This is a genomic window from Vibrio sp. ED002, from assembly GCF_023277445.1.
Classification (GTDB): domain Bacteria; phylum Pseudomonadota; class Gammaproteobacteria; order Enterobacterales; family Vibrionaceae; genus Vibrio; species Vibrio jasicida.
The window spans coordinates 2,181,774-2,205,897 of record NZ_CP080239.1; the positions used below are offsets into that span (position 1 = coordinate 2,181,774).

The 24,124-nt window shown below is 46.0% G+C and carries 28 protein-coding genes; 10 read left to right on the forward strand and 18 right to left on the reverse strand.

The window, feature by feature from the left end:
* Positions 1-5: 5 nt before the first annotated feature.
* From ITG12_RS26490 to ITG12_RS26515, 6 genes are all read left to right on the forward strand, one after another.
* A complete protein-coding gene (locus ITG12_RS26490) occupies positions 6-221 on the forward strand; it encodes a TIGR02450 family Trp-rich protein (RefSeq protein ID WP_039975801.1) in 216 nt (71 codons plus the stop codon).
* Between the two features lie 121 nt (positions 222-342).
* Complete coding sequence (locus ITG12_RS26495; RefSeq protein ID WP_038868327.1) at positions 343-720, forward strand: PH domain-containing protein; 378 nt, start codon at positions 343-345, stop codon at positions 718-720.
* A gap of 419 nt (positions 721-1,139) precedes the next feature.
* Positions 1,140-1,910, forward strand: a complete 771-nt coding sequence (locus ITG12_RS26500) for a PhzF family phenazine biosynthesis protein (RefSeq protein ID WP_283102971.1) — start codon at positions 1,140-1,142, stop codon at positions 1,908-1,910.
* 134 nt (positions 1,911-2,044) lie between these two features.
* Positions 2,045-3,064: an AraC family transcriptional regulator gene (locus ITG12_RS26505; protein ID WP_248874548.1), complete on the forward strand. Its 1,020-nt coding sequence runs from the start codon at positions 2,045-2,047 to the stop codon at positions 3,062-3,064.
* 130 nt (positions 3,065-3,194) lie between these two features.
* Positions 3,195-4,634, forward strand: a complete 1,440-nt coding sequence (locus tag ITG12_RS26510) for an aminotransferase class V-fold PLP-dependent enzyme (protein ID WP_248874551.1) — start codon at positions 3,195-3,197, stop codon at positions 4,632-4,634.
* 163 nt (positions 4,635-4,797) lie between these two features.
* Positions 4,798-5,370, forward strand: coding sequence for a hypothetical protein (locus ITG12_RS26515; RefSeq protein WP_061034406.1), 573 nt, complete (start codon positions 4,798-4,800; stop codon positions 5,368-5,370).
* A 27-nt stretch (positions 5,371-5,397) separates the two neighbouring features.
* Here ITG12_RS26515 and ITG12_RS26520 read toward each other — a convergent pair whose 3' ends face one another.
* The 9 genes from ITG12_RS26520 to fliD form a co-directional block, all read right to left on the reverse strand.
* Positions 5,398-5,685, reverse strand: a complete 288-nt coding sequence (locus ITG12_RS26520; RefSeq protein WP_248874553.1) for a hypothetical protein — start codon at positions 5,683-5,685, stop codon at positions 5,398-5,400.
* A gap of 100 nt (positions 5,686-5,785) precedes the next feature.
* Entirely contained in the window at positions 5,786-6,778 is a 993-nt protein-coding gene (locus ITG12_RS26525) for a flagellar motor protein MotB (RefSeq protein ID WP_248874555.1), read from the reverse strand.
* Entirely contained in the window at positions 6,778-7,635 is an 858-nt protein-coding gene (gene motA, locus ITG12_RS26530; RefSeq protein ID WP_038876444.1) for a flagellar motor stator protein MotA, read from the reverse strand. Before motA ends, ITG12_RS26525 begins: the two co-directional genes overlap by 1 nt.
* Positions 7,636-7,644: 9 nt before the next feature.
* Complete coding sequence (locus ITG12_RS26535; RefSeq protein WP_038876441.1) at positions 7,645-8,373, reverse strand: FliA/WhiG family RNA polymerase sigma factor; 729 nt, start codon at positions 8,371-8,373, stop codon at positions 7,645-7,647.
* Between the two features lie 12 nt (positions 8,374-8,385).
* The gene (locus ITG12_RS26540) at positions 8,386-8,895 is read right to left on the reverse strand and encodes a flagellar basal body-associated FliL family protein (protein ID WP_038868346.1); all 510 of its coding nucleotides are present in this window, start codon (positions 8,893-8,895) and stop codon (positions 8,386-8,388) included.
* A 23-nt stretch (positions 8,896-8,918) separates the two neighbouring features.
* Complete coding sequence (locus ITG12_RS26545) at positions 8,919-9,971, reverse strand: flagellar hook-length control protein FliK (protein WP_248874557.1); 1,053 nt, start codon at positions 9,969-9,971, stop codon at positions 8,919-8,921.
* Complete coding sequence (locus ITG12_RS26550; RefSeq protein WP_038876435.1) at positions 9,968-10,288, reverse strand: hypothetical protein; 321 nt, start codon at positions 10,286-10,288, stop codon at positions 9,968-9,970. Before ITG12_RS26550 ends, ITG12_RS26545 begins: the two co-directional genes overlap by 4 nt.
* Complete coding sequence (fliS, locus tag ITG12_RS26555) at positions 10,272-10,658, reverse strand: flagellar export chaperone FliS (RefSeq protein WP_038876432.1); 387 nt, start codon at positions 10,656-10,658, stop codon at positions 10,272-10,274. Before fliS ends, ITG12_RS26550 begins: the two co-directional genes overlap by 17 nt.
* A gap of 19 nt (positions 10,659-10,677) precedes the next feature.
* The gene (gene fliD / locus ITG12_RS26560; RefSeq protein WP_042601237.1) at positions 10,678-12,015 is read right to left on the reverse strand and encodes a flagellar filament capping protein FliD; all 1,338 of its coding nucleotides are present in this window, start codon (positions 12,013-12,015) and stop codon (positions 10,678-10,680) included.
* Positions 12,016-12,430: 415 nt separating this feature from the next.
* Here fliD and ITG12_RS26565 point away from each other — a divergent pair, with 415 nt between their 5' ends.
* Positions 12,431-12,721: a hypothetical protein gene (locus tag ITG12_RS26565; RefSeq protein WP_038868358.1), complete on the forward strand. Its 291-nt coding sequence runs from the start codon at positions 12,431-12,433 to the stop codon at positions 12,719-12,721.
* A gap of 108 nt (positions 12,722-12,829) precedes the next feature.
* Here the strand turns inward: ITG12_RS26565 and lafA are convergent, their stop codons facing one another.
* The 9 genes from lafA to ITG12_RS26610 form a co-directional block, all read right to left on the reverse strand.
* The gene (gene lafA, locus ITG12_RS26570; RefSeq protein WP_038868362.1) at positions 12,830-13,699 is read right to left on the reverse strand and encodes a lateral flagellin LafA; all 870 of its coding nucleotides are present in this window, start codon (positions 13,697-13,699) and stop codon (positions 12,830-12,832) included.
* Positions 13,700-13,935: 236 nt separating this feature from the next.
* On the reverse strand, positions 13,936-14,706 hold the full coding sequence (locus ITG12_RS26575) for an EAL domain-containing protein (protein ID WP_042601236.1): 771 nt from the start codon (positions 14,704-14,706) through the stop codon (positions 13,936-13,938).
* A gap of 19 nt (positions 14,707-14,725) precedes the next feature.
* On the reverse strand, positions 14,726-16,816 hold the full coding sequence (gene flhA / locus ITG12_RS26580; protein WP_038868367.1) for a flagellar biosynthesis protein FlhA: 2,091 nt from the start codon (positions 16,814-16,816) through the stop codon (positions 14,726-14,728).
* Positions 16,817-16,847: 31 nt separating this feature from the next.
* Entirely contained in the window at positions 16,848-17,975 is a 1,128-nt protein-coding gene (flhB, locus tag ITG12_RS26585; protein WP_042604856.1) for a flagellar biosynthesis protein FlhB, read from the reverse strand.
* Complete coding sequence (fliR, locus tag ITG12_RS26590; protein WP_248874559.1) at positions 17,972-18,748, reverse strand: flagellar biosynthetic protein FliR; 777 nt, start codon at positions 18,746-18,748, stop codon at positions 17,972-17,974. Before fliR ends, flhB begins: the two co-directional genes overlap by 4 nt.
* A complete protein-coding gene (fliQ, locus tag ITG12_RS26595; protein ID WP_038868373.1) occupies positions 18,748-19,017 on the reverse strand; it encodes a flagellar biosynthesis protein FliQ in 270 nt (89 codons plus the stop codon). Before fliQ ends, fliR begins: the two co-directional genes overlap by 1 nt.
* Before the next feature lie 11 nt (positions 19,018-19,028).
* Entirely contained in the window at positions 19,029-19,796 is a 768-nt protein-coding gene (fliP, locus tag ITG12_RS26600; protein ID WP_042604855.1) for a flagellar type III secretion system pore protein FliP, read from the reverse strand.
* Between the two features lie 18 nt (positions 19,797-19,814).
* Positions 19,815-20,183, reverse strand: coding sequence for a flagellar motor switch protein FliN (fliN, locus tag ITG12_RS26605; protein ID WP_038868377.1), 369 nt, complete (start codon positions 20,181-20,183; stop codon positions 19,815-19,817).
* Positions 20,180-20,998 (reverse strand): flagellar motor switch protein FliM, encoded by an 819-nt coding sequence (locus tag ITG12_RS26610; RefSeq protein ID WP_248874561.1) that lies wholly within the window; start codon positions 20,996-20,998, stop codon positions 20,180-20,182. The genes fliN and ITG12_RS26610 overlap by 4 nt, the downstream gene beginning before the upstream one ends.
* Before the next feature lie 385 nt (positions 20,999-21,383).
* On the opposite strand from ITG12_RS26610, the gene ITG12_RS26615 reads away from it, so the two are divergent.
* Genes ITG12_RS26615 through fliE form a run of 3 tightly spaced genes read left to right on the forward strand, consistent with a single transcriptional unit; the run spans position 21,384 to position 24,123 of the window.
* A complete protein-coding gene (locus ITG12_RS26615) occupies positions 21,384-22,421 on the forward strand; it encodes an OmpA family protein (RefSeq protein WP_248874563.1) in 1,038 nt (345 codons plus the stop codon).
* Entirely contained in the window at positions 22,421-23,752 is a 1,332-nt protein-coding gene (locus ITG12_RS26620; RefSeq protein ID WP_248875094.1) for a sigma-54 dependent transcriptional regulator, read from the forward strand. Before ITG12_RS26615 ends, ITG12_RS26620 begins: the two co-directional genes overlap by 1 nt.
* A gap of 14 nt (positions 23,753-23,766) precedes the next feature.
* A complete protein-coding gene (fliE, locus tag ITG12_RS26625) occupies positions 23,767-24,123 on the forward strand; it encodes a flagellar hook-basal body complex protein FliE (protein WP_038868386.1) in 357 nt (118 codons plus the stop codon).
* The last annotated feature ends 1 nt before the right edge of the window (position 24,124 follow it).

Below are 24,124 nucleotides of genomic sequence, written 5' to 3' on the forward strand. Positions count from 1 at the left end.
GTGTTATGAATCGAATTCACCCTAAAAAGTTACTTCGCAGCAAATGGACTGCGACAGAGCCGGAAAACAAAGAGAAGCACTTCATCATTTCAGAAATGGAGTTTGATGAAGAAGGCAACGTCGTGAGATGCGTGATTGAAGCGGTTATGACCAAGCGAGAGCGCGAGCTAGATTGGCATGATTTGAAAGACACGCAACAATGGCGACAAGGATGGAAATAAGCCGGCGCGATAGCAAAAACGAGATGGAGTTAGAAAAGTCATCAAAATCAATAGGCTCGTGGTAGAGACTTTGCTATTAATTGGCAGTTGATTTTATTCACTCATGTTCTGAGGAAACACCATGATCGATTTCGAAAACTCATCCATATTCAAACTCAAGCCGATTGAAACTTCAAAGGTGCGCGACGATTTCCACAAGTTCTTGATTGAAGGAGAAAGTATTTTTGCTGGCTTCAAGACCGTGCGTGACCAAGTGGTGTTCACCAATAAGCGCGTTATCGCAGCCAACGTGCAAGGGATTACAGGTTCAAAAGTGGACTACACTTCTCTGCCATACAGCAAAATTAACGCTTTCTCGGTTGAAACGTCTGGCACACTTGATCTGGATTGTGAAATTGAATTGTTCCTAAGTGAAGTCGGGCGAGTGCGCTTTGAGATCAGGGGCTCTTTTGACCTCGTATCGTTTAACAAAATGATCAGCGAGCACGTACTCGCTTAGACAATGGTTTAAGCGCTAATTCAGCCAAAGACAAGGAGTCATCATGGCAACACAAAAACAAGGCAAGGAAGCATTAAGTAAACGCAGCAAGTCTCTGATATTTATCCTTGGTTTCTTTGCTGGGGTTATTTTCTATCTAATGATTCGATGAGTGTTAACGATAGATAACACGTTTTAAGGAAGCATTACATGCTTCCTTTTTTCATTGCTTTGATTTGTTATCTGAGCGAAATGTTGAAACCAGCAAGAGAGATAAATAGCCTTCTAAATTCAATTATTGATATGTGTACACTTGCTTAATGATTTGTTGCACGATATTTTCCCTATCAATGGATGAAAAATAGTGTTTTTCTCTAATTTGGAAAATGCGTTAATAATGAACATTATGGTTTTTGGCTGCTAGCGATATGAGGTGAGTTATCGATACCCAAGTTTACGATGTATTCTGTTCTGAACAAGCGCAAGGTAACCCTTGTGGCGTGGTGTTTTTGTCTCATTGGTTAAATGATTCAGAGATGTTGTCGATTGCACAAAGTGTCGCACAACCTGTCACCTCATTTCTTAGTCATATCGATAACTGTTGGCGCATTCGTTGGTTTTCTTTGACCAGCGAGATCAACCTGTGTGGTCATGGCAGTATGGGGGCTGGTGCGGCCTTGATTGCTCGCCTAAAGCAGCGTTCTGTTAAGTTACACAGTGATTATGGCGACATTACTATCGTTAAGCATGGTTGCCAGTATCAAATGGCACTTCCATCATGGGAAGGTAAGCCAGTGCCGACGAGTTTGGATTTAAGCTTGTTAAATCTGGAGCCATCGGGAGTGCAGGCAGTTGATGTGTTTACTACTCGCGATCTTGTTGTGGTGTTGGAATCAGAACAGCAAGTGAAACGTTACCACCCCGATTTTACTTGCCTAAAACAAATCCGAGATTTCCATGCGGTGATGGTTACCGCTCAACGAGGCCCTAACGATTACGTATTGCGCTATTTTGCACCCAAAATTGGAATTGATGAGGATATTGCAACGGGCTCGGCACAATGCACGTTAGCGCCATATTGGTTTAAGAAGTTGGACGTCGACTCACTGAACGCTTCTCAGCTTTCAGAGAAGGGTGGCTTTTTCCAAATTGCGAAGCTAAGTGCAGATACGATCGTGATTTCTGCGTCGGTGCATTTGAGAGTTCAGTAAAGCCTCTCTTCAAATACATCGGTACGTAAAACACATTTATGGTGTTTGCGAATTCCTTTGTTGTCGCGAAATGACAAGACAAGCGGTTTTGGTTTCTTTACCTTTCGACATTTAGACAAAGTGAAGGGCAGAGGATGGCGGTTGTATTTGAAGGTGTCCCTTTGGTTAGAGCGGAGTGGGTGCATTATTTAGCGGAGCTCTATAAGCGGAGTGATGTCGATGTGCATCAGCTTATAAAGGTAACACAGGCGCCAGAAGATATTCAGATTACTGATGTTGAGTTTCTACCTGAAACCACGCTTAAAAATCTTATTTTAGCGTTTGGGAAATCTTGCTCACCAGAAACCTTTATTTACACCATCTGGGGGATGTGTCGTGATTTGTATGTGCCTAAAATTTTAGAACAGTTATCCCTGACTCCATCAATGACGGTAGCGGAAGGCATCGAAGAGTTTTGCCGTGTGATTTCCCTGTTCTCAAATAACACTCGTATTGGTCTTGAGCGTTACCACAATCATCTTTGGTTTGCTCGATACAAAGATGGTGAAGCTGAATCATGGTACCAATATGCTGAGTTATTCAGTGTTATCTTCATGGATGAGTTGGTTGATGCGCTCTCGAACTCTAAGCAAAAAACGTTGAGTGTGAGTCTAAAGTGCGCAGGGGTGGCACCGTTTTTTAACTGCTCTCAGCTTCAGCATATTCAGTTCTATACTAATCGTGCAGCTACAGGCATTCAGCTCGATGATGGCATCTTAAGCCAAATGGTTTGTATGCCCAGTAAAAGACAATCTGTTGTGAAAGCGGCTCTTAGTGAGATACCAACGTCTTTTCTTCCTTCTTTTCGATTAGCCATTCAGCCTTATACCTCTATGGGACGGCTTTCTATTCTCGACGCGTCGCGTATTTTGGGGATCAATAAACGAACTTTGCAACGGCGCTTGTGTATGGCTGGCGTCACCTATAGCGATGTCATTGAAGAATTACTGTTGGAAAGAAGTTTACGCTTATTAAAAGATTCACATCTATCAATCACAACCATTGCGTCGTCATTGGGGTATACCGATACAGCAAACTTTACTCGATTTATTCGAAGAAAATTGGGAGTAACGCCGTCTGCTTATCGGAAGGCATCGTCTTTTCTTACGTCTTAGCGCATAAAGTGACATTTCGGCTAAAGAGAGTGTGCCGACGGAATAGTTCAGTTTGGTGGCACGAGGTGACAATTTATATTTCTCTCAATCCATAAGATTAGGAGTATCGAAACCAAAGAGAGAAGCAAACATGTCACATCGATTCCATGAATACCGTTCACCGCTTACCCAATCCTTTGAACACGCCATTGACTACTTAGAGTCATTAAATGAGCGACCTGTAGACAAGTGCATCACTTCTCAGGAGTTGAGACAAGCGATTGGTGGGCCACTCCCATTGACACCAACGCAGCCGTCAGTCGTTATCAATGAGATGGTTAAAAATGTTGATGCAGGCTTGATCGCAACGGGGGGACCACGTTTCTTTGGCTATGCCATTGGCAGCTCTTTCCCTGCTTCACTGGCGGCAGATTGGCTGGTGAGCGCATGGGACCAAAATGTACCGTATTACGTTGCTAGTCCAGCTTTGTCAGTGGTTGAAGAAACCGCCGCAGAATGGATGACCCAACTAATTGGCTTGGCGCCAAATTCGGGTATCGGCTTTACATCTGGTGCCCAAGAGGCGATTTATACAAGCCTTATTACCGCTCGTAATGCACTTTTAGAACGTGCAGGCTGGGATGTGGCAAGTCAAGGTATGTATGGTGCGCCGCGTATTAATGTTGTTGTGAGCGATCAAATTCATTCAACGATTAAACGTGCCCTTTCCATGATTGGAATCGGTTTGGAAAACATTGTAAAAGTTCCAACGGATGAAAACCTACGCATAATTCCAGATTCCCTGATGGAGACCATTACTGCACTTGAGGGGCCAACCCTAGTTTGCGCGCAAGCAGGCTGTATTGACTCCGGAGCTTTCGACCCTTTCCATGCACTTGCTGATGCCGTTGCTGCTCATGGTAATGCATGGTTGCATGTTGATGGCGCTATTGGGCTCTGGGCGGCAGCGAGTGCAAAACATCGTTATCTACTGGATGGTATCGATAGAGTTGATTCAATTGATACTGATGGTCATAAGTGGTTTAACATGCCTTATGACTCGGGAATGGTCATCGTGAAGAACGCAGGTTTGCTGGCTCAAGCGATGGGCGGCAGCAATATGGGTGACTACCTTAATGATGCGATGGATAAGCCAGATCGCAATGCGATCAACTTTGGGATTGGTGCTTCGCGTCGAGCTCGTGGTGTGCCTGTTTATGCTGCGTTTAAGTCATTAGGTAAGCAGGGGATCGAAGACCATGTTGACCGTTGTACTGCGCTTGCACAATGTATGGCAGAAAAACTTTCAACAGTGGATGGCATCACTATCCTCAACGATGTGGTGTCGAATCGTTTTTCAGCACAGTTTGGTGAAGGAGGCGAGGAATATCGCAATGAGCTAACGGCCCGTGTTGTACATCGACTGCAACAAGAGGGAACTCTTTATCCATCGACTTCTGGTTATAAGGGGCTTAAGACCATGCTGTTTTCTGTACTAAGTTGCCATACTTCCAAGGAAGATATCGATTTGTCAGCAGAAAAGATCATCGAAGCTTACCTGACAGAGAAAGAACTAATGAGCACCAAATAACATGTTAATGGTTGACTGTTAGTCGCCGTATCAAGGCAAACCCAGCGATAATGCTGGGTTTTTTATTTTGGGTGGATTCTGGTAGGCATGCAATGACAATTAATCCGTCTTTGGTTTCTTTATTCTTTTTAAATGACTTCTTCCATTCAATAAGGATTCCTATATGAAATCAAAACTACTTACTTTTCTCTTTGGATTGGTCGTTCTAAATGGATGCTCAAGTGCCACTCCCGTTGATAGCCACCTTATCAGTGCTTCTGGGGTAGATGTGGCTTTCTTAGTGAGCAAAAATACCGACCTGTTAGGGCAGTTAGAGTATTCAAAAGCCGATACAAAGAGTCATGCTGCTCTCAACCAAACTCAAACCGACATCAAGGTATTCAAAGACGAAGAAAATACCTTAACGCTTACTCAGGTGAGAAGCTGCAACAATTGTAATTACCACTTAGTGCATGAACACAAGAATAAGCTGTCCCCAATTGGCGAGGAGCGCCAACATACTTATATCGGTAGAAAAAAGCTGGCGAGCCTTTATTTAGAGCATCCGGTTTATGTGGACAAAATTCGCGCTTTTATCAGTGCCAACCCATCGGTAGCAGAAAATGAGGAAGCGTGTATTGACGTGATTGTGGCTTTTTCAAAAACGAGTCGTATTGATGTTGGAACGCTCACCAACTGTGCAGCGCCATTAGATAGCCACTCAGTTAAAAACGTACAAATGGTACCATTAAGTTGATGCTTTAATGCGACAGCATCCCAAGAATCACACCAAAAAGAAGAAATACAAAAAGCATACGAACGCCAGTAGCGTTGCAGAGAGTACGGGATAAATGATGTAAGAGTCTTGCTTACTGGTGCGTTGGTAACAAAGCGAAACTAGCAAAATGTTATACACGACCAATAATAAGCTGATCATGGTGCCACTATTAAGATTAAGGCTTGGCAGTTGAGTTAGAAAGAATGCCAGCAACAGATAATCAAAAATGATCAGCCAAAGAAAGGCTTTTTTGAGCGAATCTTTTTTGGTTTTATTGGGCGCGCGTACAGGCATATCGAACTCAACTAAACAGTGATAGCAACAATTATTAGCAATGCAAACAGCAATCGAGATGAAAGGTCACACCGTGTATTTGTTGTGACCTTTTTTGATTTTAGAGGTCTTGAATTTTCGCTTTTGGTGTTTCTGAATCCACCGAATAGCGAATCACTTCTTGCCTGATCACGGGTTGGTTAAATTCCGCTTTTTGCTTGGCTTTCTGTAGTTCACTGCCTTCTTGATTACCGAAGAAGGTCTCTAGCACTTGCGCGGCTGGCGTGGTCAGAATAAACAACTCTATACGACGGTTTTCACTCGAATCTGGCTCGTCAGGATTAAGTAACGCGCGATCCGACATGCCCGTCACTTGCATCACACGATCATCCGGCATACCACCCTCGACTAAGGTGTTTCTTGCGACATCCGCTCGTGAAGCCGAAAGCGCCCAGTTAGATTGCTTTCCAAAGCGTTTTTTAAACGGGGTAGAATCGGTGTGCCCGCTAATGATGACTGGGTTACTGATGCGCTCAAATACTGGAGCTAAAGCAAGCAACAAGTCTTCAAAGAAAGGGGTCAACTCAGCACCGCCACGGCTGAACATATGCTGTTTGTAGTCATCTTGCAGAACAATGCGCAGACCCTGTGGAGTGATGGTGACATTCACGTTACCTTGCGCGCTGATTTGCCCGACGACTTCATCAATCACTTTAGCCAGTAGAGCAAGTTGCTCTTGGGTGTCGAAATTGCCAGGGATAAGTGAGTCAATCTCTGGGCCGTCGCCATCACCTTGGAAGAAAGAGCTGACGACATGGTTGGAGTTGTGTTTACTTGGCACAGAAGAGTCCTGTGCCAAGTCGATAGGAGAGATACTTTGTGAGGTATCGAAAGGGTTACCGTAGCTCTTATCAAAAACGCTCGAACTATGAAGGTGCGCGACAATGGCCTTGCGCTCTTCTTTGTCGACCACCTGCATGACCCAAAGGACAAGAAACAGCGCCATCAACGCGATCATGAAGTCGGCAAACGCGACTTTCCACGCGCCACCATGAAACTCATCATGGTTATGTGCTTTCGCGCGTTTGAACACCACATGTTCTTGTTTTTGCATTATCCCTCCTGTTCAGCTAGCCACTTCTCCATTTGGTTGAAAGTTGGTTTGATGTCTAACTGAATGTGTTTACGGCCAGCGTCGATGGCGAGCAATGTTGGCTTCTTCGCGACGTAAGCAACCAAGGTGGCGCGCACGCATTCAAAAGCCGTCATGTTTCGTCTCACTCGCTGAGCCATGGCATTACTGAGTGGATCTAAACAACAGTAACAACCAAAAATACCAATGAACGTACCAACGAGGGCAGCGGCAACGTGATAACCAATCAGCGCAATGGAACCATCAATGGCTTGCATGGTGATGATGATGCCACCGACTGCGGCAAGAATACCGAATCCGGGAAGCGCTTCTGCAGTGCGCTGCATTGAGCGTGAAGGCAGTAACATCTCGGTTTGAATGGCTTCGATTTCTTGTTCTAGCAGTCCCTCTAATTCATGAGGCGACATTTGTCCCATTGCCATTAAACGTAAATTGTCGGTAATGAACGAAATAAGGCGATGATCGTTGCTCACTTTTGGGTACGCGAGGAAGATCGAACTTTGTTCCGGTGATTCAATGTGTGAATCTAGGAATTTAAAACCACGACTGCGTGCGGTTTCTAGCAGGTTATTCAGTAGTGCCATCAGCTCCATGTAGTACTCGTATTCCTGACGCGGGCCAGAAATCGTTGCACGCACTTGCTGACGCATTTCTTTTAACACTTGAGGCGGGTTACCTATGATCAGAGAGCCAGCTGCGGCTCCGATGATGATCAGAAACTCGGCCGGTTGCCAAATCGCACCAAGTTTACCTCCTGCCCACATGTATCCACCAAAGACACACAACAGGACGGTAATGGCTCCAAAAAACTTTTGCATCTTTGACTCCTAAGAGGACATTAATTGATTGAGTTGTTTAAGCGCTTGTTTGTGCAACTGACAGATGCGAGGTGGCGTCAGATCGAGCACGAGCGCGATTTCATGTAGGTTGAGTTCGTGTTGATAAAACAGAGTCAGTAGCAACTGGTCGCGCTTCGACATTTTGCTAAGTGCGCAATCTAAGCTACGACGAATATGTTCATGTTCCATCCCGTCGTATTGACCGCCGAAGTGGCTGTCTCCCCCTGTTTCCATTAATTGATCAAGGCTCTGCATTTCGCCCGCCAGCGCTGCATTTTGGCGGTTGTAGAAGTCTTGCTCATCAGTGCCGAGTGCTTTAATGATCTCGGCATCGGTAGGCATTCTGCCAAGTTCACGGGTTAGGTCACGTGTGACGTCGTTTAGTTCGTGTGCTTGTTGACGGGTCTTACGTGAGCGCCAATCTAAGCGGCGAAGCTCGTCTAAAATAGCGCCACGAACCCGACAAACGGCAAAAGCGGGGAAGTGTGTGTCATCCACATCCCCATAACGACGTCCTGCTTCGACGAGCGCAATTAGGCCAATTTGCTGCATGTCTTCAATGCTGCAATGCGAAGTAGCATGAACGCGGAGTTGGTTTACGACGCGTTTCACCATGATTTGATGGCGTTGCAGCAGTGCGTTTTCGTCAATCTGGCGAGACGGTGTATTCACTTCCTCCGTCGCGGTATAACTTTCCTGTAAGTTCATCTCCAACATAGTCGTGCTCCGTTATTGCACAACGTATTTGGTCAATAGAACATCATCGATATCACGCACGATGTCAGTTTTCGCAAACGCTAAGAGTAGGGTCTCTTTGACTTCGTTTTGCAGAATATCGATAGATCCCGCCTGCTGTAGCTCATCAAAGGTTTTATCGCTGAACAGCTTGAGCAATGAGTTTTGTACCATTGGCATGTAGTTATCGATGTTCTTAATGCGCTCTGGACGACGCGTTTCTACGGCCAGTTCCAGCATCACAAAGTGCGTCTGCTTTTTACCTTTGATAGTCAGCACCACTTTGTCCAATGGGTGAAAACTCGGTCCGTTGCTGGTAGGTTCTTCTGCTGTTAAGAACGCGAGTGGAGAATCTTCCAAAAAAGCGCTGACGCCTGATTCCGATGAGGCGGATTCTGAACTTTTATTTATGTACCAAATACCGCCAACCACCGTGGCGGCCGAAACGAGGGCACTGGTGATGATCATGGCGATAAACAGGGCGATCATTTGTTGTTTGGTCATAACCTTTTTTCCTCGATGATTAATTAGGCTTGAGTGTTCAGCCAATGCTCTGAATAGTTTGTTGTTGTATTTGATTGAAAAGTGCCGGATTCACGAGCCGCAAAAATAGTGGTGTCTTCTTGTGGGCTCTCATGGTCATGACGGTCTTGACCTTGATCCGAACCGACATTGACATCCACATGAACAAAGTTCTGCTCTTGAAGCTCAGCACGTAAACGCTCGGACACTTGCATTAATGCTTCACGCGTAGCGGCTGTGTTGGCGTTAATTTGCACGCTCAAACGATCCCCTTCGACACGAACCAATAAATCCAATTTACCGAGATCTGGTGGGTCTAAGCGGATTTTGGCTTCTTGCAAGTTTTGCTGCGCTTGTAAGGTCACACGGTCGTGTAAAACCTGCATCATTTGCTCACCCCATTTACTAGAGTTGGTATCAACACGTACGGCCGCCCACTCCACGCTTTGAGCTTGAGTAGCTGCCAGTGGTGAGGTTGGGTTCGAATGCGGCGCTGTTGCTGTTTGCGCTTGTGAGTTGGCCGCTAGCACTTGCCCTTGAGCTGGTTGATTAAGTAGAGTTTGCAAGTCCAAAGCTGATACCTTTAATACGCTCGTTGCACTGGCTATAGGGGGGCTTTGGTTCTCCTGCACAGTGGTGTTAAGTATTGGGTTTACTTGGTTTCCGACATTTGTGCTTTGAGACGCATTACCTGCCGATACTTGCGCAAGTTGATTTGTTTCGCCTTGCTTAACCGCGGTTTTGCTCATTCCTTGGATTAGGGCTTGCGCTTGAGTGGCGAGATCCATGGTGGCAGGAACCGCAATCAGCAATGCTTCAGCTGAGGTCACTTCAGCGTTGAGTTCCGATGTTTCAGCTTTTGGCTGGGTAACTTCCGTCGGTAAGGCTTGCGCATTTAAACGGAACCCCGCGACAACAAGAGGTGCGTTGGTTTGGTGCTGTTGGTTTACCGCGGTTGAACTGGGGTGCGAAAAGCCTTGCTCTGAACGCGCTTGTGAGATTTTCCCTGCTGACGACTGAGAAGGCCCACTTGCAGGCATTGAATTGGTTACCATCATTGCGTGAGCTCCATCGTCATCGCGAGCTGATAAGCCATCGCACGTTCTTGTTGATCATTCACCTTGCTCATCTCTTGTTTTAATTCGCTGGTGGCTTTTTCTAGAGCGGTGAAAGCGCACGCATGCACCGCTTTTGCCCGCTGAATTTCAGGAGCGAGTTTTGGATCTTTAAGATACGGCTTATGACTGATCAGCAGTTCACGCAACTGTAGGTCGTAGCGTTTCAGTGCTGGCCAATCGGCCGTTTTTGTGGCGATTTGGATCAGTTTTGATAAGTGGCGAAATCGCTCTGGCGACACTTTATGCTTGCTGTCCAAAATTCACCCATCCTTCTCGAATGTTGCCCATTACTCGCTCGACATTGTCTAAACGGGTTGCGTCGTTTTGCACGCTGGTGTAATACAGCTCAACTTGGCAGAAGTCATACAGTTGGCGTAGGTTCTCTGCAATTTCGCCGCCATTTTCTTCATCTAGGGCACTACTTAAACCAATTAAGATGTTCATGCATTTGTTGATGCCTGTGCCTTTTTCTGCCAGACGATTGGCCGCGAGATGGCCTCGAACACGTTCAACTTCATCAAGCAGACCATCAATTAACATCACCACCAGTTGGTGTGGGTTGGCGGATGCGGCTTGCGCATCCAGATCGACTTGTTGGTATGAGTCGTAGCCAGAATCCATGAGCATAATTATTTCTCCTAAAGGCTTAACCAAACATCGACATGGTTTGGTTCATTTGCGTCATTAAGGTGTTCATTTGGGTAAATTGGGAGAGGTAGCGGTTGTACGACATCTCGTATTTACGCTCTAGCGTAGTTTGCTTGTCCTCGATGCGGTCTAAGTTGGCTTGCAGGGCGTCTTTACGTGAATTAAAGGTGCCAGATGAGAATTTTAGGAAAGGTTCCGCCATATCATCGAGCGAATCCAATAAGGCTCCGTCGCCATTAAACATCGCCTCTAATCCAGCACTGTTGTTCTTCTGTGCTTCGGTAAACTTATCTTGGTCCACTTTCATTTTGCCGCTGCGGTCAAGGGTGATGCCGATTTCATTCAGTCGCATTCCGCCATGTTCTCCGCGCACCAAATTAGTCAACTGGCTTTCAATTGAGCGTAGTGTTGGGTCACTGGCGAGCACGCCACGAGCTTTGTCTTCACCGCCGATTTGAGTGTATTCATCAAGCGTCGAAACCAGAGAGTTGTAGGCTTCAACAAACTTATTGAGTTGTTCTTTTGTGCCTTCGCTGTCAGCGCCAATCCCCAGCCCTACTGCCGCTTCACCTGAGGTTTGTGCTTTCGTGACCGTGATGTCGACGCCATCAATCACGCCTTCAAAGGTGTTACTTGCGTTAGTCAACTGAAGTCCAGTGCCTTCCGCGCCGAGCCAAATCACGGCATCTTGTGGTTTACTGATTTCAGTTGTGTTGGTAAAGGCATCTTCAAACCAAGCTTGCCCCGTGCCAGAGGCGTTTACATTGATGGTGTTCGCAACGCCTGTTTCAGTGCTCGACAACATGAAATGCGTTTGACCGTTTGAGCGCACTAATGTGGCGTTGACACCGGGATTGTCAGCATTGTTATTGATAGCACTGACCAAATCAGTCACGGTTGCTTTGCCATCCCCATCGGTATCAACAGTTGATAGATCCAACGTCATGGTTTCGCCATCAATGGTGAATTCCAATGTGCCTGTGGTCGGTATTTCTGTTGTGGCATCCAAATTTGCTGGCATGCCTGTAGAGAGCTGATGTGAGGTCGCGACTTGCTCAACGAAAATTTGGTAGTTGCCCGACATGGCGTTGGCATCGGCGCTAGCAGAGAAGTACCCATCTTGAGAGAGCGTCGCCGTGTTCTTGATGATGCTACTGGTGCTGCTGTTCATCTCATTGACGGCTGTGCGGAAATCACGCAGCGCGCTTTCTACTTTTCCTAGTGCTGTCAGTTGAGCTTGGTATTTATCCGCTTGAAACTGGTAGCGTTGTTGAAATGGCTGAACATCTAACGTGGCGAACTGGGTTGCCATGGTGATTGGATCTAATGAACTCATGAGGTCGCTCCCTCTCTCATCTGTATTTGGCGTCTTGTGCCAGTAATAAATGAACAATCGCAAGATGCGTGCCTGTTATTTATTTGTATATATAACAGCATCTTGTAGTGGTTTTTTCTATTTGAGAGGAAGCGCTTTTTCCACCTTGATGGTTCCGCTTTCCCCTTGGTAATTCCCGGGGTTTCCCAAAGAGAAAAGGCGACCAGAATAAGCAAATGATTTAATTAAATAGGAGAGAAATGACTGGCTATGCTGATGTACGCATAGTGAGCAGATTTCGGTGTTTACTGCTAAAGGATTCGGATTTTTCTGACCCTGTCGGAAGGTGAAGTTTTGTTATCTTATGCCCCTGCAATTTTTGTGGTTGCTTACGTCTGGCTATTTCCCCCAATTAAAAATTAAAAGAACGACAGTAATGAATGAATTTGTTTTACGACTGATGAAGTGTGCACGTGCTTACGAGGCATTTATTGGAACCAAACTGCGCAGTAAACAGAACATTAATGCCGAGGAGCTGGCAAGCATCCGTATTGAAGCGGTTTCTCGTTTCCCTGAGTTAAAAAGCTACCAACGTGACCGTGGTGTTGAATCGGCTGAATTGGAGCTGTTTAATAAGGTGCTACATAACACCATGCTCAAAGCGGGTTTTCGTGTCCCAACTGCGAACCAAACCCGTGATGCTAGCGGTATCTATATTCGTCGCTAAGTGTTTGGCATCATCAAGAACAAAAAAACCTCCCAAATACTGGGAGGTTTGACTTTCGGACGGATTAAATCAACAGCCTTATTGGGAGCTACTGAGCTTAATCGTTGATTAACGAAGTAGCGACATTGCCATACCTGGCAATTGGTTCGTTTGAGAAAGAACCGTTGTGCCTGCTTGCATTAGCATTTGGTTCTTCGTCATGTTTGAAGACTCAACGGCAAAATCAGCGTCAGTGATACGGCCTTTCGCAGCTGACGTATTTTCAACCATGTTGCCTAGGTTAGTCATTGTGTGCTCAAGACGGTTGATGTTCGCACCCAATGCTGAACGTGCAGTACCGATTTGACCTAGAAGACCTGCATCACCGGTCGCGCCAGTCAGTGCTGTCATTGCAGTTTGAGCATTTGCTTCAGATGTTAGGTCGCCAACTGCTAGTGCACCAGATGTGCCGATTGAAGCGTTGATTGCTTGCACTTGCGTTGATACGTCAACTTCAAGTTGTTCGCCTGCTTGAGTACCAATTTGGAAGTTAACAGCTGCTGCACCAAATGTACCAGCATCTTGTAGAAGCTTGTTACCACCAAAACTCGTTGAGTCCATGATGTTCGCGAGCTCTTCACCTAGCTGCTGGTATTCCTCGTTTAGTGCCGTGCGGTCGTTTGCCGATACAGAACCGTTCGAAGCCTGTGTTGCTAGGTCGTTCATGCGGTATACGATGTTTGTCATTTCATCCATCGCGCCTTCCGCAGTTTGCATCATTGAAATGCCGTCTTGCGAGTTACGCATTGCAACGCTCATGCCGCGAGTTTGAGACTCAAGACGGGTAGCAATTTGTAGACCTGCTGCATCGTCTGCTGCTGAGTTGATACGGTAACCCGTGCTCAAACGTTCCATAGACGTGTTAAGTAGGTTACTTGTATTGTTCAGCGTGTTCTGAGTTACAAGCGATGCGAAGTTAGTATGCATAGATAAAGCCATCTTGGTCTCCTTAGTTTTTCACTATTCTTTCAGGCTTCGGGATTCTCCCTTGCTCACTAACTAGAGGCGGTCGATTCGTTTTAATGATTAATTGGAAATTTAAAAATTTTATCGAAAAGCGCTAGTTTGATGGTTTTTAGTGACTTACATTCCAGAATATTGACTGTTTAAGGTTAATTAGACAGAAAAAAGGGCGAATTCTTGTCTCGGAATTCGCCCTTTTGCTTTTGGGTGGTTTATTCATCATCAAACGATTTAAACGACAATGAGGTGGGAATATCACTGAAATAGCCGAAGTAATAACTCGCACCAAGTAATCGATAGCGGTTGAGTTCACTTTGACTTGCGACTCTTCCGGCAATCCAAGAAATGTGGTTACCCCTTAAAAATCGCGCAATGGGTAGAAATGCATGTTGCTCTTGTTTGTTTTCCATCGTCACGGATAGTTTGATCATATCAGGGTCAAATTCGGTGATGCGCTCGAAGTGTGTTTGATGTGTCGAGACTTCAAACCACAAGGCAAAGGCGTTCTCTTTCAATTGTTCTACCAAAGGAGTCACTCTATCGTGCAGACATAGGGTCTCATCGGCTTGAAGGGAAGGGATAACATGTTGAAAGGCCGCATTATGGAACTGAATCATCTGATTCAAGAAGTGCGCACCAGGCTGCCAGAGCAGGGCATCAATGCGGATGGGAACCACCACATTGCTGATTAAATCAGGGTGAAACGTTTCGAGTTGGAATTGAGTCTGTCTTAGAGCTAAGTACAAGCTGTACAGATCTAAGCAATATTGCATTTGCTCTGATAACTGAAACTGATAGACACTCTGCTCGCCGCGTAGGCCAAAGCGCAATGTAAGGTGTTGGTATTCCACCTCGCCAGTTTTAGTTTCACGGATGGCCTGACAGGCGTGTTGAATGTCGTTGTGCTTGAGTGCATCAAACACCAGTTGGTCGTCGTCCGTGACAATGTGTTGCAGCGCAAGGCCACATAAATAATCGTACATCGCTTTCGTTGATATGAGATTAACCAAGGTTTCCTACCACGTTGATCTGTTTATTTTCTGGGATTTCATTGTAGGACAATACCGCGAGTCCTTGAGTAAAGGTACGAGCATAACGAGCCAACAATGGGCGTAACTGAGGCATCACTAATAAGATTGGTGGTAAGCCCTGTTGCTTGAGTTGTTGACGAATTAAAGGCAAGTTTTGTTGGAACTGACCAAGAATGTTCGGTTCTATCGGGAAACTGTCTAGCATCACGGTGCCCGCAGCTTGTGCTTGTTGCAGAGAGGTCATCAACATTTGCTCTAACTCGTCTGAAAGCGCATAGACATTGAGCTCGTTCTTTTGTCCTGCGACCAAGTTCACCAAGGTACGTTTTAGTGCGCAGCGTACATCTGCCGCAAGTAAAATTGGGTCTTTAGTGTTCTCAGAAGACTCCAACATGGTGTTAGCAATGGTACGAATGTCCTTTAGAGGCACTTGATCAAGCAGAAGCTGACGGTAAACCTTAAGCTGCTGTGCTGGGGTCAGTGCAGCGGCTAAGGCCTCGGCTAATTTAGGTGCTTGTGCCGTGAGTCGTTGAGTCATAGCTTCAACATCGTCATGGGTAAACAATTCAGCCAAATTGGTTTTCATGATTTTGCTGATGTGCGTGGCGATGACAGTACCATCGTCAACGACTTGATAACCCATATTCAGTGCTTTGGCTTTATCTTGATGTTCAATCCAAACTGCAGGCAGTTGGTAGGCAGGGTCGCTGCCCAAAATACCGTCGACTTCACCGTAGGTTTCCCCCACGGCGATCGCCATTAAACGTTCTGGCTCAATCAAACCTTGCTCAATTACTTCGCCATTTAGCGCGATGGTGTACTGGTTTGGTTTTAGGCTGAGGTTGTCGCGGATACGAACTTCTGGCAGCAGAAAACCCACTTGCTCAGACAGGTTGCGGCGTACACCGCGAATACGCTGTGCCAAAGGGGCGCCTTGTTCTTTGTTTACCAAGTGCACCAAACGGTAACCGAGCGCCAAAGATAGGGTATGGACGTGTGGAATATCATCCCAAGTCAGTGCGGCTTCTTCTTCCTGCATCGCTTGAGAAAGGGCTTCGACTTGTTCTATTTGTGGGTCTTGAACCGGTTGTTTGCTTTGTCGCCAGCCTGCAAACGCCAATACGGCAGCAAAGGTAAAGAAGGCGAGGTGAGGCATTCCCGGAACTAAACCAATCACGGTCATGATTACCGCAACGGTGAACAGAGTAGCAGGTGTTGCTAGAAGCTGCTTGTGCATGGTTTCCGACATGCCGTTATCGCTGTCGTTAATGCGAGTAACGATAATGGCGGCTGCGGTTGCCAGTAATAGCGATGGGATCTGTGCAACTAAGCCGTCACCGATGGTTAGCAGTGCGTAAGTCTTAAAGGCTTCTGATGCTGGTAAACCGTGTTCGAACACACCAATGCTGATACCACCAATGATGTTGATGAACAAGATCAGCAAACCTGCGACCGCATCACCACGAACAAATTTAGACGCACCATCCATAGAACCGTGGAAGTCGGCTTCGTTTGCCACTTCTTTACGACGTTGACGGGCGGTTTCTTGGTCAATCAAGCCAGCGTTTAAATCGGCATCGATGGCCATCTGTTTACCCGGTAGCGCATCCAAGGTAAAACGTGCGGATACTTCGGAAATACGCTCACCACCTTTGGTGATCACGACAAAGTTTATGATCATCAAAATGATGAACACCACCATACCGACTACGTAGTTTCCGCCGATCACCACTTCACCAAAGGCTTGGATGACTTTACCTGCGGCATCGCTGCCGTTATGGCCTTCTAACAAGACGATACGGGTAGATGCGACGTTTAACGTAAGGCGAAGTAGCGTGGCGACCAAAAGGATGGTTGGAAAAATCGAAAAGTCGAGCGGTCGCTTCGCCGTGGTGCTGACCAGCAATACCAAGATCGCTAAGACAATATTGAAGGTAAACAGCGCATCCAGCAATAGTGGCGGTAGTGGCAATATGACCATTGCCAACACCATCAACAAGACGATTGGAATACCAATGTAGCCTTTGGTGGAGGATTGAAGTTGTTTTAACCGGTTAAGCATACTTTCGTGTCCTTGGGTAAACGCGGGTTAATCAGTGCTGCAAATGCTTTGGAATTGAAAAATGAGGCAAAGGCGTCGGCGCTTGTCCGTCGCCTTTACGAAAGGCTTTCAATTGCAAAACATACGTAAGAATGTGTGCAACAGCGATAAAGAGCTGGCTCGGAATGGCTTGCTCAATCGCGGTTGTGTGATAAATCGAACGAGTCAGTGGCGGCGAGTTGATGATCTCGACTTTGTTCTCGCGTGCGATGCGTTGGATGTGCATCGCCGTTTCATCGACGCCTTTTGCGACCACAAATGGGGCGTCTGAAAGTGAAGGTTCGTATTTCAATGCGACGGCGTAGTGGGTTGGGTTGGTGATGACCACATCTGCAGTGGGCACCATCTTGTCGATTTTACGTCGCGCGAACTGTTGTTGAATCTGACGAATACGCTGTTTGACCTCTGGGCGGCCTTCGTTATTTTTGAACTCTTCTTTGAGCTCCTGCTTCGTCATGCGCAGTTCTTTTAGGTGCTCCCAACGTTGGTAGGGAATATCAATCACACCAAACAGAAGTAAGGCAAACCCCATCAGTAGTAAGCCTTCAAACAGTATCGACATGACCATTGAAAAGCCTTGGCTAAGCGGCAAGTTTTGCATACCAAGTAAAGGCTGGAGGTGATTATCTAAGTAGCCATAGAGAATGCCAAAGATGACCGCGACCTTGAATGTCGATTTCACCAGTTCTACAACTGAGCGGGTTGAGAAAATACGTTTGATGCCCGAAATAGGATTGAGTTTGGAGAGCTTTGGTAACACATTGGCTGGTCGGAACATCCAACCTCCCAAGATCATGCTGCTGCCAAATGTCACGATAATGATGACTGTGAAGAGGGGCAATAGCATTTCAATGATGACCGCCAAACTCTGCCCAAGTTGCTCTACCATTTGTTTTGGATTGTCTAAATCAGCACGGGTTAAGGCCATGTTGTAACGGAATATACCTGTCATGCTTTCCCAAATACTGCTGAGCTGAGAGTAAAAGTACAAGGCGACCGCTAAGAAAATCACTGCGGTGGTGAATTCTTTTGCACGAGGAATTTGTCCTTCCTGGCGAGCTTTTTTAACTTTCTGGGGGGAGGCTTTTTCGGTTTTGTCTTGTGATGACTGATCGCTCATGCGCCCCCCAACATAAAGTTATTCAAGTGGCGAATGGTGTCATGCACTAATGCGGTGTAACGGCTAGGGACACCAGAAACGGATATCAAGACGCTGAACAAACCTAGCAGCATAGTCATAGGGAAGCCCAGAGCGTAAACGTTTAATGAAGGCGCGGCGCGATTCATCACACCAAAGCTAATGTTTGCAAGCAGCATGGATACAATGGCAGGTAGAGCCAAAGCAAGTGAAGAAGCGAACATCCAGCCGAAAATACTGACCACGCCTTTCAGCGAGAGTGCGGTTAACCCAGAGCCAACGGGCCAGATGACAAAGCTTTGTATGACGATGTCGATAACCAACAAGTGCCCCTCCAGAGCAAGAAATAATAAGGTCGAGAAGATTAAGAACATGCGACCAAGAATCGCCACCGAAAGGCCGTTGACTGGGTCATTCATCATTGCCATGCCTAAGCCCATTTGCAAAGAAACGATTTGACCAAGCATGGTAAAAACATTGAATAGCATGTGTAGAATAAGGCCAAACATCAGCCCCCATATCGCTTGTTCGAATGCAAGGAACAAGGAAGTCATAGAAAACAGTTCGACTGCTGGCATGGGTGGCATCAGTGGTGCGGTGATCACCACGATAGAGAAGGCGAGTAAGCTACGGACCCAAACTGGAATCAACGCATCGCCAAAGAATGGCATGGAAATAAAGACCGCACCGATGCGAAAAAACGGCCACCAAAGTTGACCGAGAATCACAGACAGTTCCGCAAACGTGATCGCCATTAGCCGATCATTCCCGGAATGTTATGGAACAAGAAGTCAAACAGCTCCATGATTTTTCGTAGCATCCAATGCCCTGCAAAAATCACCATCAACAGGGTGACCAGTAGACGTGGCAAAAAACTTAAGGTTTGTTCGTTGATTTGGGTTGCGGCTTGAAATACCGCAATGCCAAGACCGACGATCAATCCCGGAACGACTAAGACTGCTACCATTAAAATGATCAGCCATACTGCGTCAGAAAACAGTGTAACGGTTAACTCAGGTGTCATATTGCCTCCTGCTAACCGAAACTGGCGGAAAGCGTGCCAACCGTCATTGCCCAGCCATCGACAAGAACAAATATCACCAACTTGAATGGCAATGAAATGATCAGAGGTGAAAGCATCATCATACCCATTGCCATCAATACACTGGCGACCACAAGGTCAATGATCAAAAACGGAATGAACAGCATGAAGCCAATTTGGAAGGCGGTTTTCAGTTCACTGATGACAAACGCAGGGAGTACAACGGCGAAAGAAATATCCTCGACGTTTTGGTCGATGGGTTCATTGGCAATGCGTAGCATCTGCTCTAACGAACTTTGATGCGTTTGCGCCAGCATGAAGTTTCTGACCGGTTTTTCTGCAACGGAGAACGCTTGTATCAAGGTAATTTCACCGTTGTCGTAAGGTTGGAAGGCATTATCGTAGATGTCAGTCCAAACCGGACGCATGATGAGCAGAGTGAGTGTCAATGCAATGCCAACCAGCACGCGGTTCGGTGGGCTTTGTTGTAGGCCCAAGGCTTGGCGTAAGATCGCCAAAACAACAATGATTCGCGTGAAACTGGTGGCCATCAAAACAAAGGCTGGTAAGAAACTGAGTGCGGTCATGAGCAACAGAATCTGGAGCTTAACGCTGTATTCTTGTTGCGTGTCCCCATCGGACACCGACAAAATGGTCAAGCCGTTATCTGCCGCCATGGCTGGGAAGGCAAACAACAGCACGCCAACCAACCCCAATACTAGTAACGGCAAACGACGCTGCCAAACACTCAGACAATTCATTACGCAACCCACCGGAATTTAGCGTCCAACACCGCTCAACGCTGAGTCGTGTACATCAATAAGACGAAGACCATATTTGTCGTTAATGACCACGACTTCCGCTTGCCCCATCAGAGACCCGTTTACTTTTACATCTAAAGGCTCGCCATTGAGTTTATCCAATTCGATCACGGTTCCTTCGCCCGCTTTCATCAAATCCCCCAATGGGATTTCTTTGCTAGCGACTTCCAAGGTCACAGTGACGGGAATGCTTTTGAAAAAGCTTAAATCGCGCTCAGCGGCAGGCTCCGGTTTGAAGGCTTGTTCCGTTTCAAAGTCCTCTAACTGAAAGTCGTCAAAATTTAATTCATCGGCGTCGAATGCTTGGTTCTCTTGCGCTTCGCTCATCGCTGCGATTCCTTATCTGGGTTAAAAATCAATACAAGCTGACCGTCTTGTTCTGCAACACGACCAGTGAAAAGAGGTTGATTACCGATGCTGACTGGTACGGTATTGAGCAGCTCGATAGGCAGAATATCGTTAGGCTGTAAGCCCGCTACATCACTGAGCGCCATGGTCTTTTTGCTCAGTACGACATTGAGGCGAACAGGCGTCGTTTCCAATGAACGACAAAACGGTTGATAGAGATCAGCATCGGTATGAAGCTCAAGCTGCTCAATTAAGGTTTGGATTAATGTGCTATCGAGTTTGAGATGAATGGCACCTTGGTAGTCTTCGAATGTGATCGCAAGATCCGCATGCAAACCAATTCCGCGCGGCGTTTCGTACTCGCAGGTTTGCCACATCTCTTGGGGGGCAAGCCAGTTGGTAATGATACGGCTGATACGTTCTTGAAGGCGAAGATCACTGGCCGTCAACGTGGTCGAGGCGCGGTCGTTGCTTGCGCCATAAAAGCGGTCGGCGAGCTTGACTAAGGTATGGGCATCACTGTGGATAAAGACCATGCCACCCTCTTGATGCAGATAGCTCGATGTTTGGTCTTTATCCAACAAGGTTGGTGAGAAGCGATGTAGCTCTACCGAAGTTAAGGTCGCCTCAATTTTGTTGGAGCTGAGCCAATTTTGTAACTCGTTGGTCAGGCTAGTACAAGATTCTGAAATTAAAATTTCGAGCTTTTCACGAATGATATGAATTGGCTTGCCTAGCAGTTCTACATCAAGCAATTTGATGTCAGAAATAGGCTCATTAACTCTACTTTCCATTTATATTTTACCGTGCCTTAACAAACGAAACTGTTTTAACTTAATTGCGCACAGCATACACAGACTTTTTTAGATTCTTTTAGTTTCAACTTTAAAGATTGTGACTTTAGTTCATATGTTGATTTGAATCGAAGCATAGGCACTTTTAATAAAAATTAAAAAACGGTAGTTTGAACTAATAAATCAGTTATTAATAATTATAACAAGTAGTGAGCTAATTCGTTGTTATTTAAACCAAGTGCAGTCGTGGTTGTAGAATAAGTTTTAGAACTTGAGTTTTTTAACTCTCTGTTTTTATGGTATTAAGTTCGATTTTTTAAGCATTTCTCTAAGCTTTCTTGAACGTTTAATGACCATTTTTTATATTTCAGAATAGGGAATTAATATGATTACCTATGCCGAATCTTCTAATTCAATGGCATTTTTAATTAAATCATCTAAGTCAGAGGTATGTAAGATATACCAAGGTGTAAGGTGCTTAATTATATTTTTAAAAATAGTTTTTTTGTTTGGACTATCATCAACTAATTTCACATTGGCTGGTGAGAGTGTCACAATACCTATGGATATTTCCACTTGGTCATATAAGGGTGATAAATTTGAATGCAACTTAGTGCATTCAACTGTTCCGCAGGGGAAGTTTTATTTCCGTGCAGAGCCAAACAACCGAGTTCTCTTTATTGCTGATGTTCAAGATAACAACAATAAATGGGAAAAGGCTGTGTTAGGAAGTCAGAGTGCTCCGTGGCATAAAGAGCTTTATAGAAAGGAAAAGGCATCGCATACGTTTGCGCAGCCTACTCACCGATTTGAGTTCTTAACTGGTGCAGATTCGCTCATTCTTGAAATGGCATCAGGTAACTGGGTTACACTGTCACTAAGTGGAAGCAATCCTTCCGCCATAGATAGTGTCACGTTGCCAACCATTCAAATCCAACATGCACTAGCGTCTTTCAATCAATGTCGAGAACAGTTTCCTAAGCTGTCGTTTTCTCAAGCTCGAGATCTGATTCTTCCTTTTCAGTTTGGCCAACAGGCACTGAACTCATCTCAAAAAAACACATTAGCTGCTTTGCATAGTTATGTTGTTGTTGATGAGCGCGTCACTAAAATCTTAGTTGACGGTTATACCGACAATGTTGGTGCTCAATTAATTAATCTGAAGATTTCACGCCAACGAGCTCAACAGGTCGCAGATGAGCTCATTGCAAATGGCATTGCTCCTCACTTGATTGAAGTTCGTGCGCACGGAGCTCGCTACCCAATTGCAAGCAATAACACCCAAGCAGGGCAGGCTAAGAACCGCCGCGTGACGTTGCGCTTAGTTCGAGATAACGAGCGTGTGATTACCAAAAACGAGTTTGCTAACAACAACTCAGAAGTAAAACAACAATCCCAACAAGAGAAGGTAAAGGTTCAATGATGACGAAAACGGATATTTTGTTGGTTGAGCCAAATGAACGTCTTGCTCAACCGGTACTGGATGTACTGGGGAGCGCAGGGTATACCGCTAGGCACAGTCGTACTGGGCGAAGTGCATTGCTGGAAGAGCGAGCGAGCATCACCTTGGTGAGCTCAACCTTGCCGGATATGTGTGTACGCGAGTTTGTTGCTTGTCATCAGAAACAGCGTAATTCGGGTGTCGTGATTGCGATTGTAGATCAAGACCAAGGTATTTTGGCCGCAGAGACTATGAAGTCCGGTGCGACTGATTACTTGCTTCGTCCTTTTGAGACCAATCAGTTACTCAATTTGCTCAAGCGTGTTGAGGCTCTGGGTAAACCTTTAGCGAACATTGTTGCAGAGTCATGGCGCAGTAAACAAGTTTTACAACTGGCTCATCGTGCAGCTTGCACCAACGCCAGTGTATTGATCACTGGCGAGTCGGGAACGGGTAAAGAAGTGCTGGCTCGTTATGTCCATGAGCAATCTTCTCGCCTTGATGGGCCTTTTATTGCGGTGAACTGTGCTGCGATTCCGGAATCCATGCTGGAAGCCGTGCTGTTTGGCCACGTTAAAGGGGCGTTTACAGGGGCGACCAATTCTCAAAGCGGTAAGTTTGAAGAAGCCAACGGTGGCACCATTTTATTAGATGAGATTGGTGAGATGTCACCTGCGGTACAGGCGAAGTTGTTACGTGTATTACAAGAGCGTGAAGTGGAACGCGTTGGTAGCCACAAAGCCATTCAACTCGATATTCGAGTGATTGCTGCGACCAACAAAGACTTGCGTGAAGAAGTGCAGAAAGGCACGTTCCGCGAAGATCTCTACTACCGCTTAGATGTTTTGCCACTGCACTGGCCACCGCTTCGTGAACGCAAAGAAGATATTTTACCGATCAGCCAATTCTTTATTGGGAAATATCAAGATGGCAGTCGCTGTCACCTTTCTCAAGATGCGATTGCTGCCCTAAGCCAATATCACTGGCCGGGCAATATTCGTGAACTCGAAAACGTCATTCAACGCGCTTTGGTCATGCGTCACGGTGATTACATCACTGCGCATGATCTGATGCTACCAATTGAATTGCTGACGCCAGTCCCTAGCACAGAGCCAACCTCAAGTTTTGGTCATGTTGAAGCGAAGAAGCAAGCTGAGTTCCAGTTCATCCTCGATAAATTACGTCAGTTTGGTGGAAACCGAACCAAAACCGCAAATGCCTTGGGTGTGTCTACCCGAGCGTTACGTTACAAGCTTGCAGCAATGCGCGAACACGGTATTGATTTACAGTCGGCGCTTGGCTCGGCTGCCTAAAAGGAGAAATGTAGATGGCAAGTCAACCTACCAATGCGGTCTCAGCAGAGCAATTAATGCTGTCGAAAATGGAGGCGATGCGAACGCATGTTCAGCCGCCAGAATTTGTAGTGAGTGCTAACCCTTTGGATCAGCAATCTTTGAATGCACCATTGTCTTTCTCGCAAGCAATGACCAGCGTTTTGGACACGGTTAACCAACACCAATCGGTCGCCAGTCAAAAAATGACAGCCGTTGAGACGGGTAAAAGTGATGATTTAGTAGGGGCAATGGTCGCCAGTCAGAAGGCGAGTCTCTCTTTCAATGCTTTGATGCAAGTGCGCAACAAAGTAGTGATGTCGTTTGAAGATATAATGAAGATGCCGGTGTAAT

Coding starts and splice junctions, on each gene's coding strand:
- flhB (WP_042604856.1), bottom strand. CDS start 17,975: ATGAGCGATCAGTCATCACAAGACAAAACCGAAAAAGCCTCCCCCCAG.
- fliQ (WP_038868373.1), bottom strand. CDS start 19,017: ATGACACCTGAGTTAACCGTTACACTGTTTTCTGACGCAGTATGGCTG.
- ITG12_RS26520 (WP_248874553.1), bottom strand. CDS start 5,685: ATGCCTGTACGCGCGCCCAATAAAACCAAAAAAGATTCGCTCAAAAAA.
- fliN (WP_038868377.1), bottom strand. CDS start 20,183: ATGAGCGAAGCGCAAGAGAACCAAGCATTCGACGCCGATGAATTAAAT.
- ITG12_RS26615 (WP_248874563.1), top strand. CDS start 21,384: ATGATTACCTATGCCGAATCTTCTAATTCAATGGCATTTTTAATTAAA.
- fliE (WP_038868386.1), top strand. CDS start 23,767: ATGGCAAGTCAACCTACCAATGCGGTCTCAGCAGAGCAATTAATGCTG.
- ITG12_RS26545 (WP_248874557.1), bottom strand. CDS start 9,971: ATGATGGTAACCAATTCAATGCCTGCAAGTGGGCCTTCTCAGTCGTCA.
- motA (WP_038876444.1), bottom strand. CDS start 7,635: ATGCAAAAGTTTTTTGGAGCCATTACCGTCCTGTTGTGTGTCTTTGGT.
- ITG12_RS26620 (WP_248875094.1), top strand. CDS start 22,421: ATGACGAAAACGGATATTTTGTTGGTTGAGCCAAATGAACGTCTTGCT.
- ITG12_RS26540 (WP_038868346.1), bottom strand. CDS start 8,895: ATGACCAAACAACAAATGATCGCCCTGTTTATCGCCATGATCATCACC.
- fliD (WP_042601237.1), bottom strand. CDS start 12,015: ATGAGTTCATTAGATCCAATCACCATGGCAACCCAGTTCGCCACGTTA.
- fliS (WP_038876432.1), bottom strand. CDS start 10,658: ATGCTCATGGATTCTGGCTACGACTCATACCAACAAGTCGATCTGGAT.
- ITG12_RS26495 (WP_038868327.1), top strand. CDS start 343: ATGATCGATTTCGAAAACTCATCCATATTCAAACTCAAGCCGATTGAA.
- ITG12_RS26505 (WP_248874548.1), top strand. CDS start 2,045: ATGGCGGTTGTATTTGAAGGTGTCCCTTTGGTTAGAGCGGAGTGGGTG.
- ITG12_RS26510 (WP_248874551.1), top strand. CDS start 3,195: ATGTCACATCGATTCCATGAATACCGTTCACCGCTTACCCAATCCTTT.
- flhA (WP_038868367.1), bottom strand. CDS start 16,816: ATGCTTAACCGGTTAAAACAACTTCAATCCTCCACCAAAGGCTACATT.
- lafA (WP_038868362.1), bottom strand. CDS start 13,699: ATGGCTTTATCTATGCATACTAACTTCGCATCGCTTGTAACTCAGAAC.
- ITG12_RS26610 (WP_248874561.1), bottom strand. CDS start 20,998: ATGGAAAGTAGAGTTAATGAGCCTATTTCTGACATCAAATTGCTTGAT.
- ITG12_RS26490 (WP_039975801.1), top strand. CDS start 6: ATGAATCGAATTCACCCTAAAAAGTTACTTCGCAGCAAATGGACTGCG.
- ITG12_RS26515 (WP_061034406.1), top strand. CDS start 4,798: ATGAAATCAAAACTACTTACTTTTCTCTTTGGATTGGTCGTTCTAAAT.
- fliP (WP_042604855.1), bottom strand. CDS start 19,796: ATGAATTGTCTGAGTGTTTGGCAGCGTCGTTTGCCGTTACTAGTATTG.
- ITG12_RS26535 (WP_038876441.1), bottom strand. CDS start 8,373: ATGTTGGAGATGAACTTACAGGAAAGTTATACCGCGACGGAGGAAGTG.
- fliR (WP_248874559.1), bottom strand. CDS start 18,748: ATGGCGATCACGTTTGCGGAACTGTCTGTGATTCTCGGTCAACTTTGG.
- ITG12_RS26575 (WP_042601236.1), bottom strand. CDS start 14,706: ATGTACGATTATTTATGTGGCCTTGCGCTGCAACACATTGTCACGGAC.
- ITG12_RS26525 (WP_248874555.1), bottom strand. CDS start 6,778: ATGCAAAAACAAGAACATGTGGTGTTCAAACGCGCGAAAGCACATAAC.
- ITG12_RS26565 (WP_038868358.1), top strand. CDS start 12,431: ATGAATGAATTTGTTTTACGACTGATGAAGTGTGCACGTGCTTACGAG.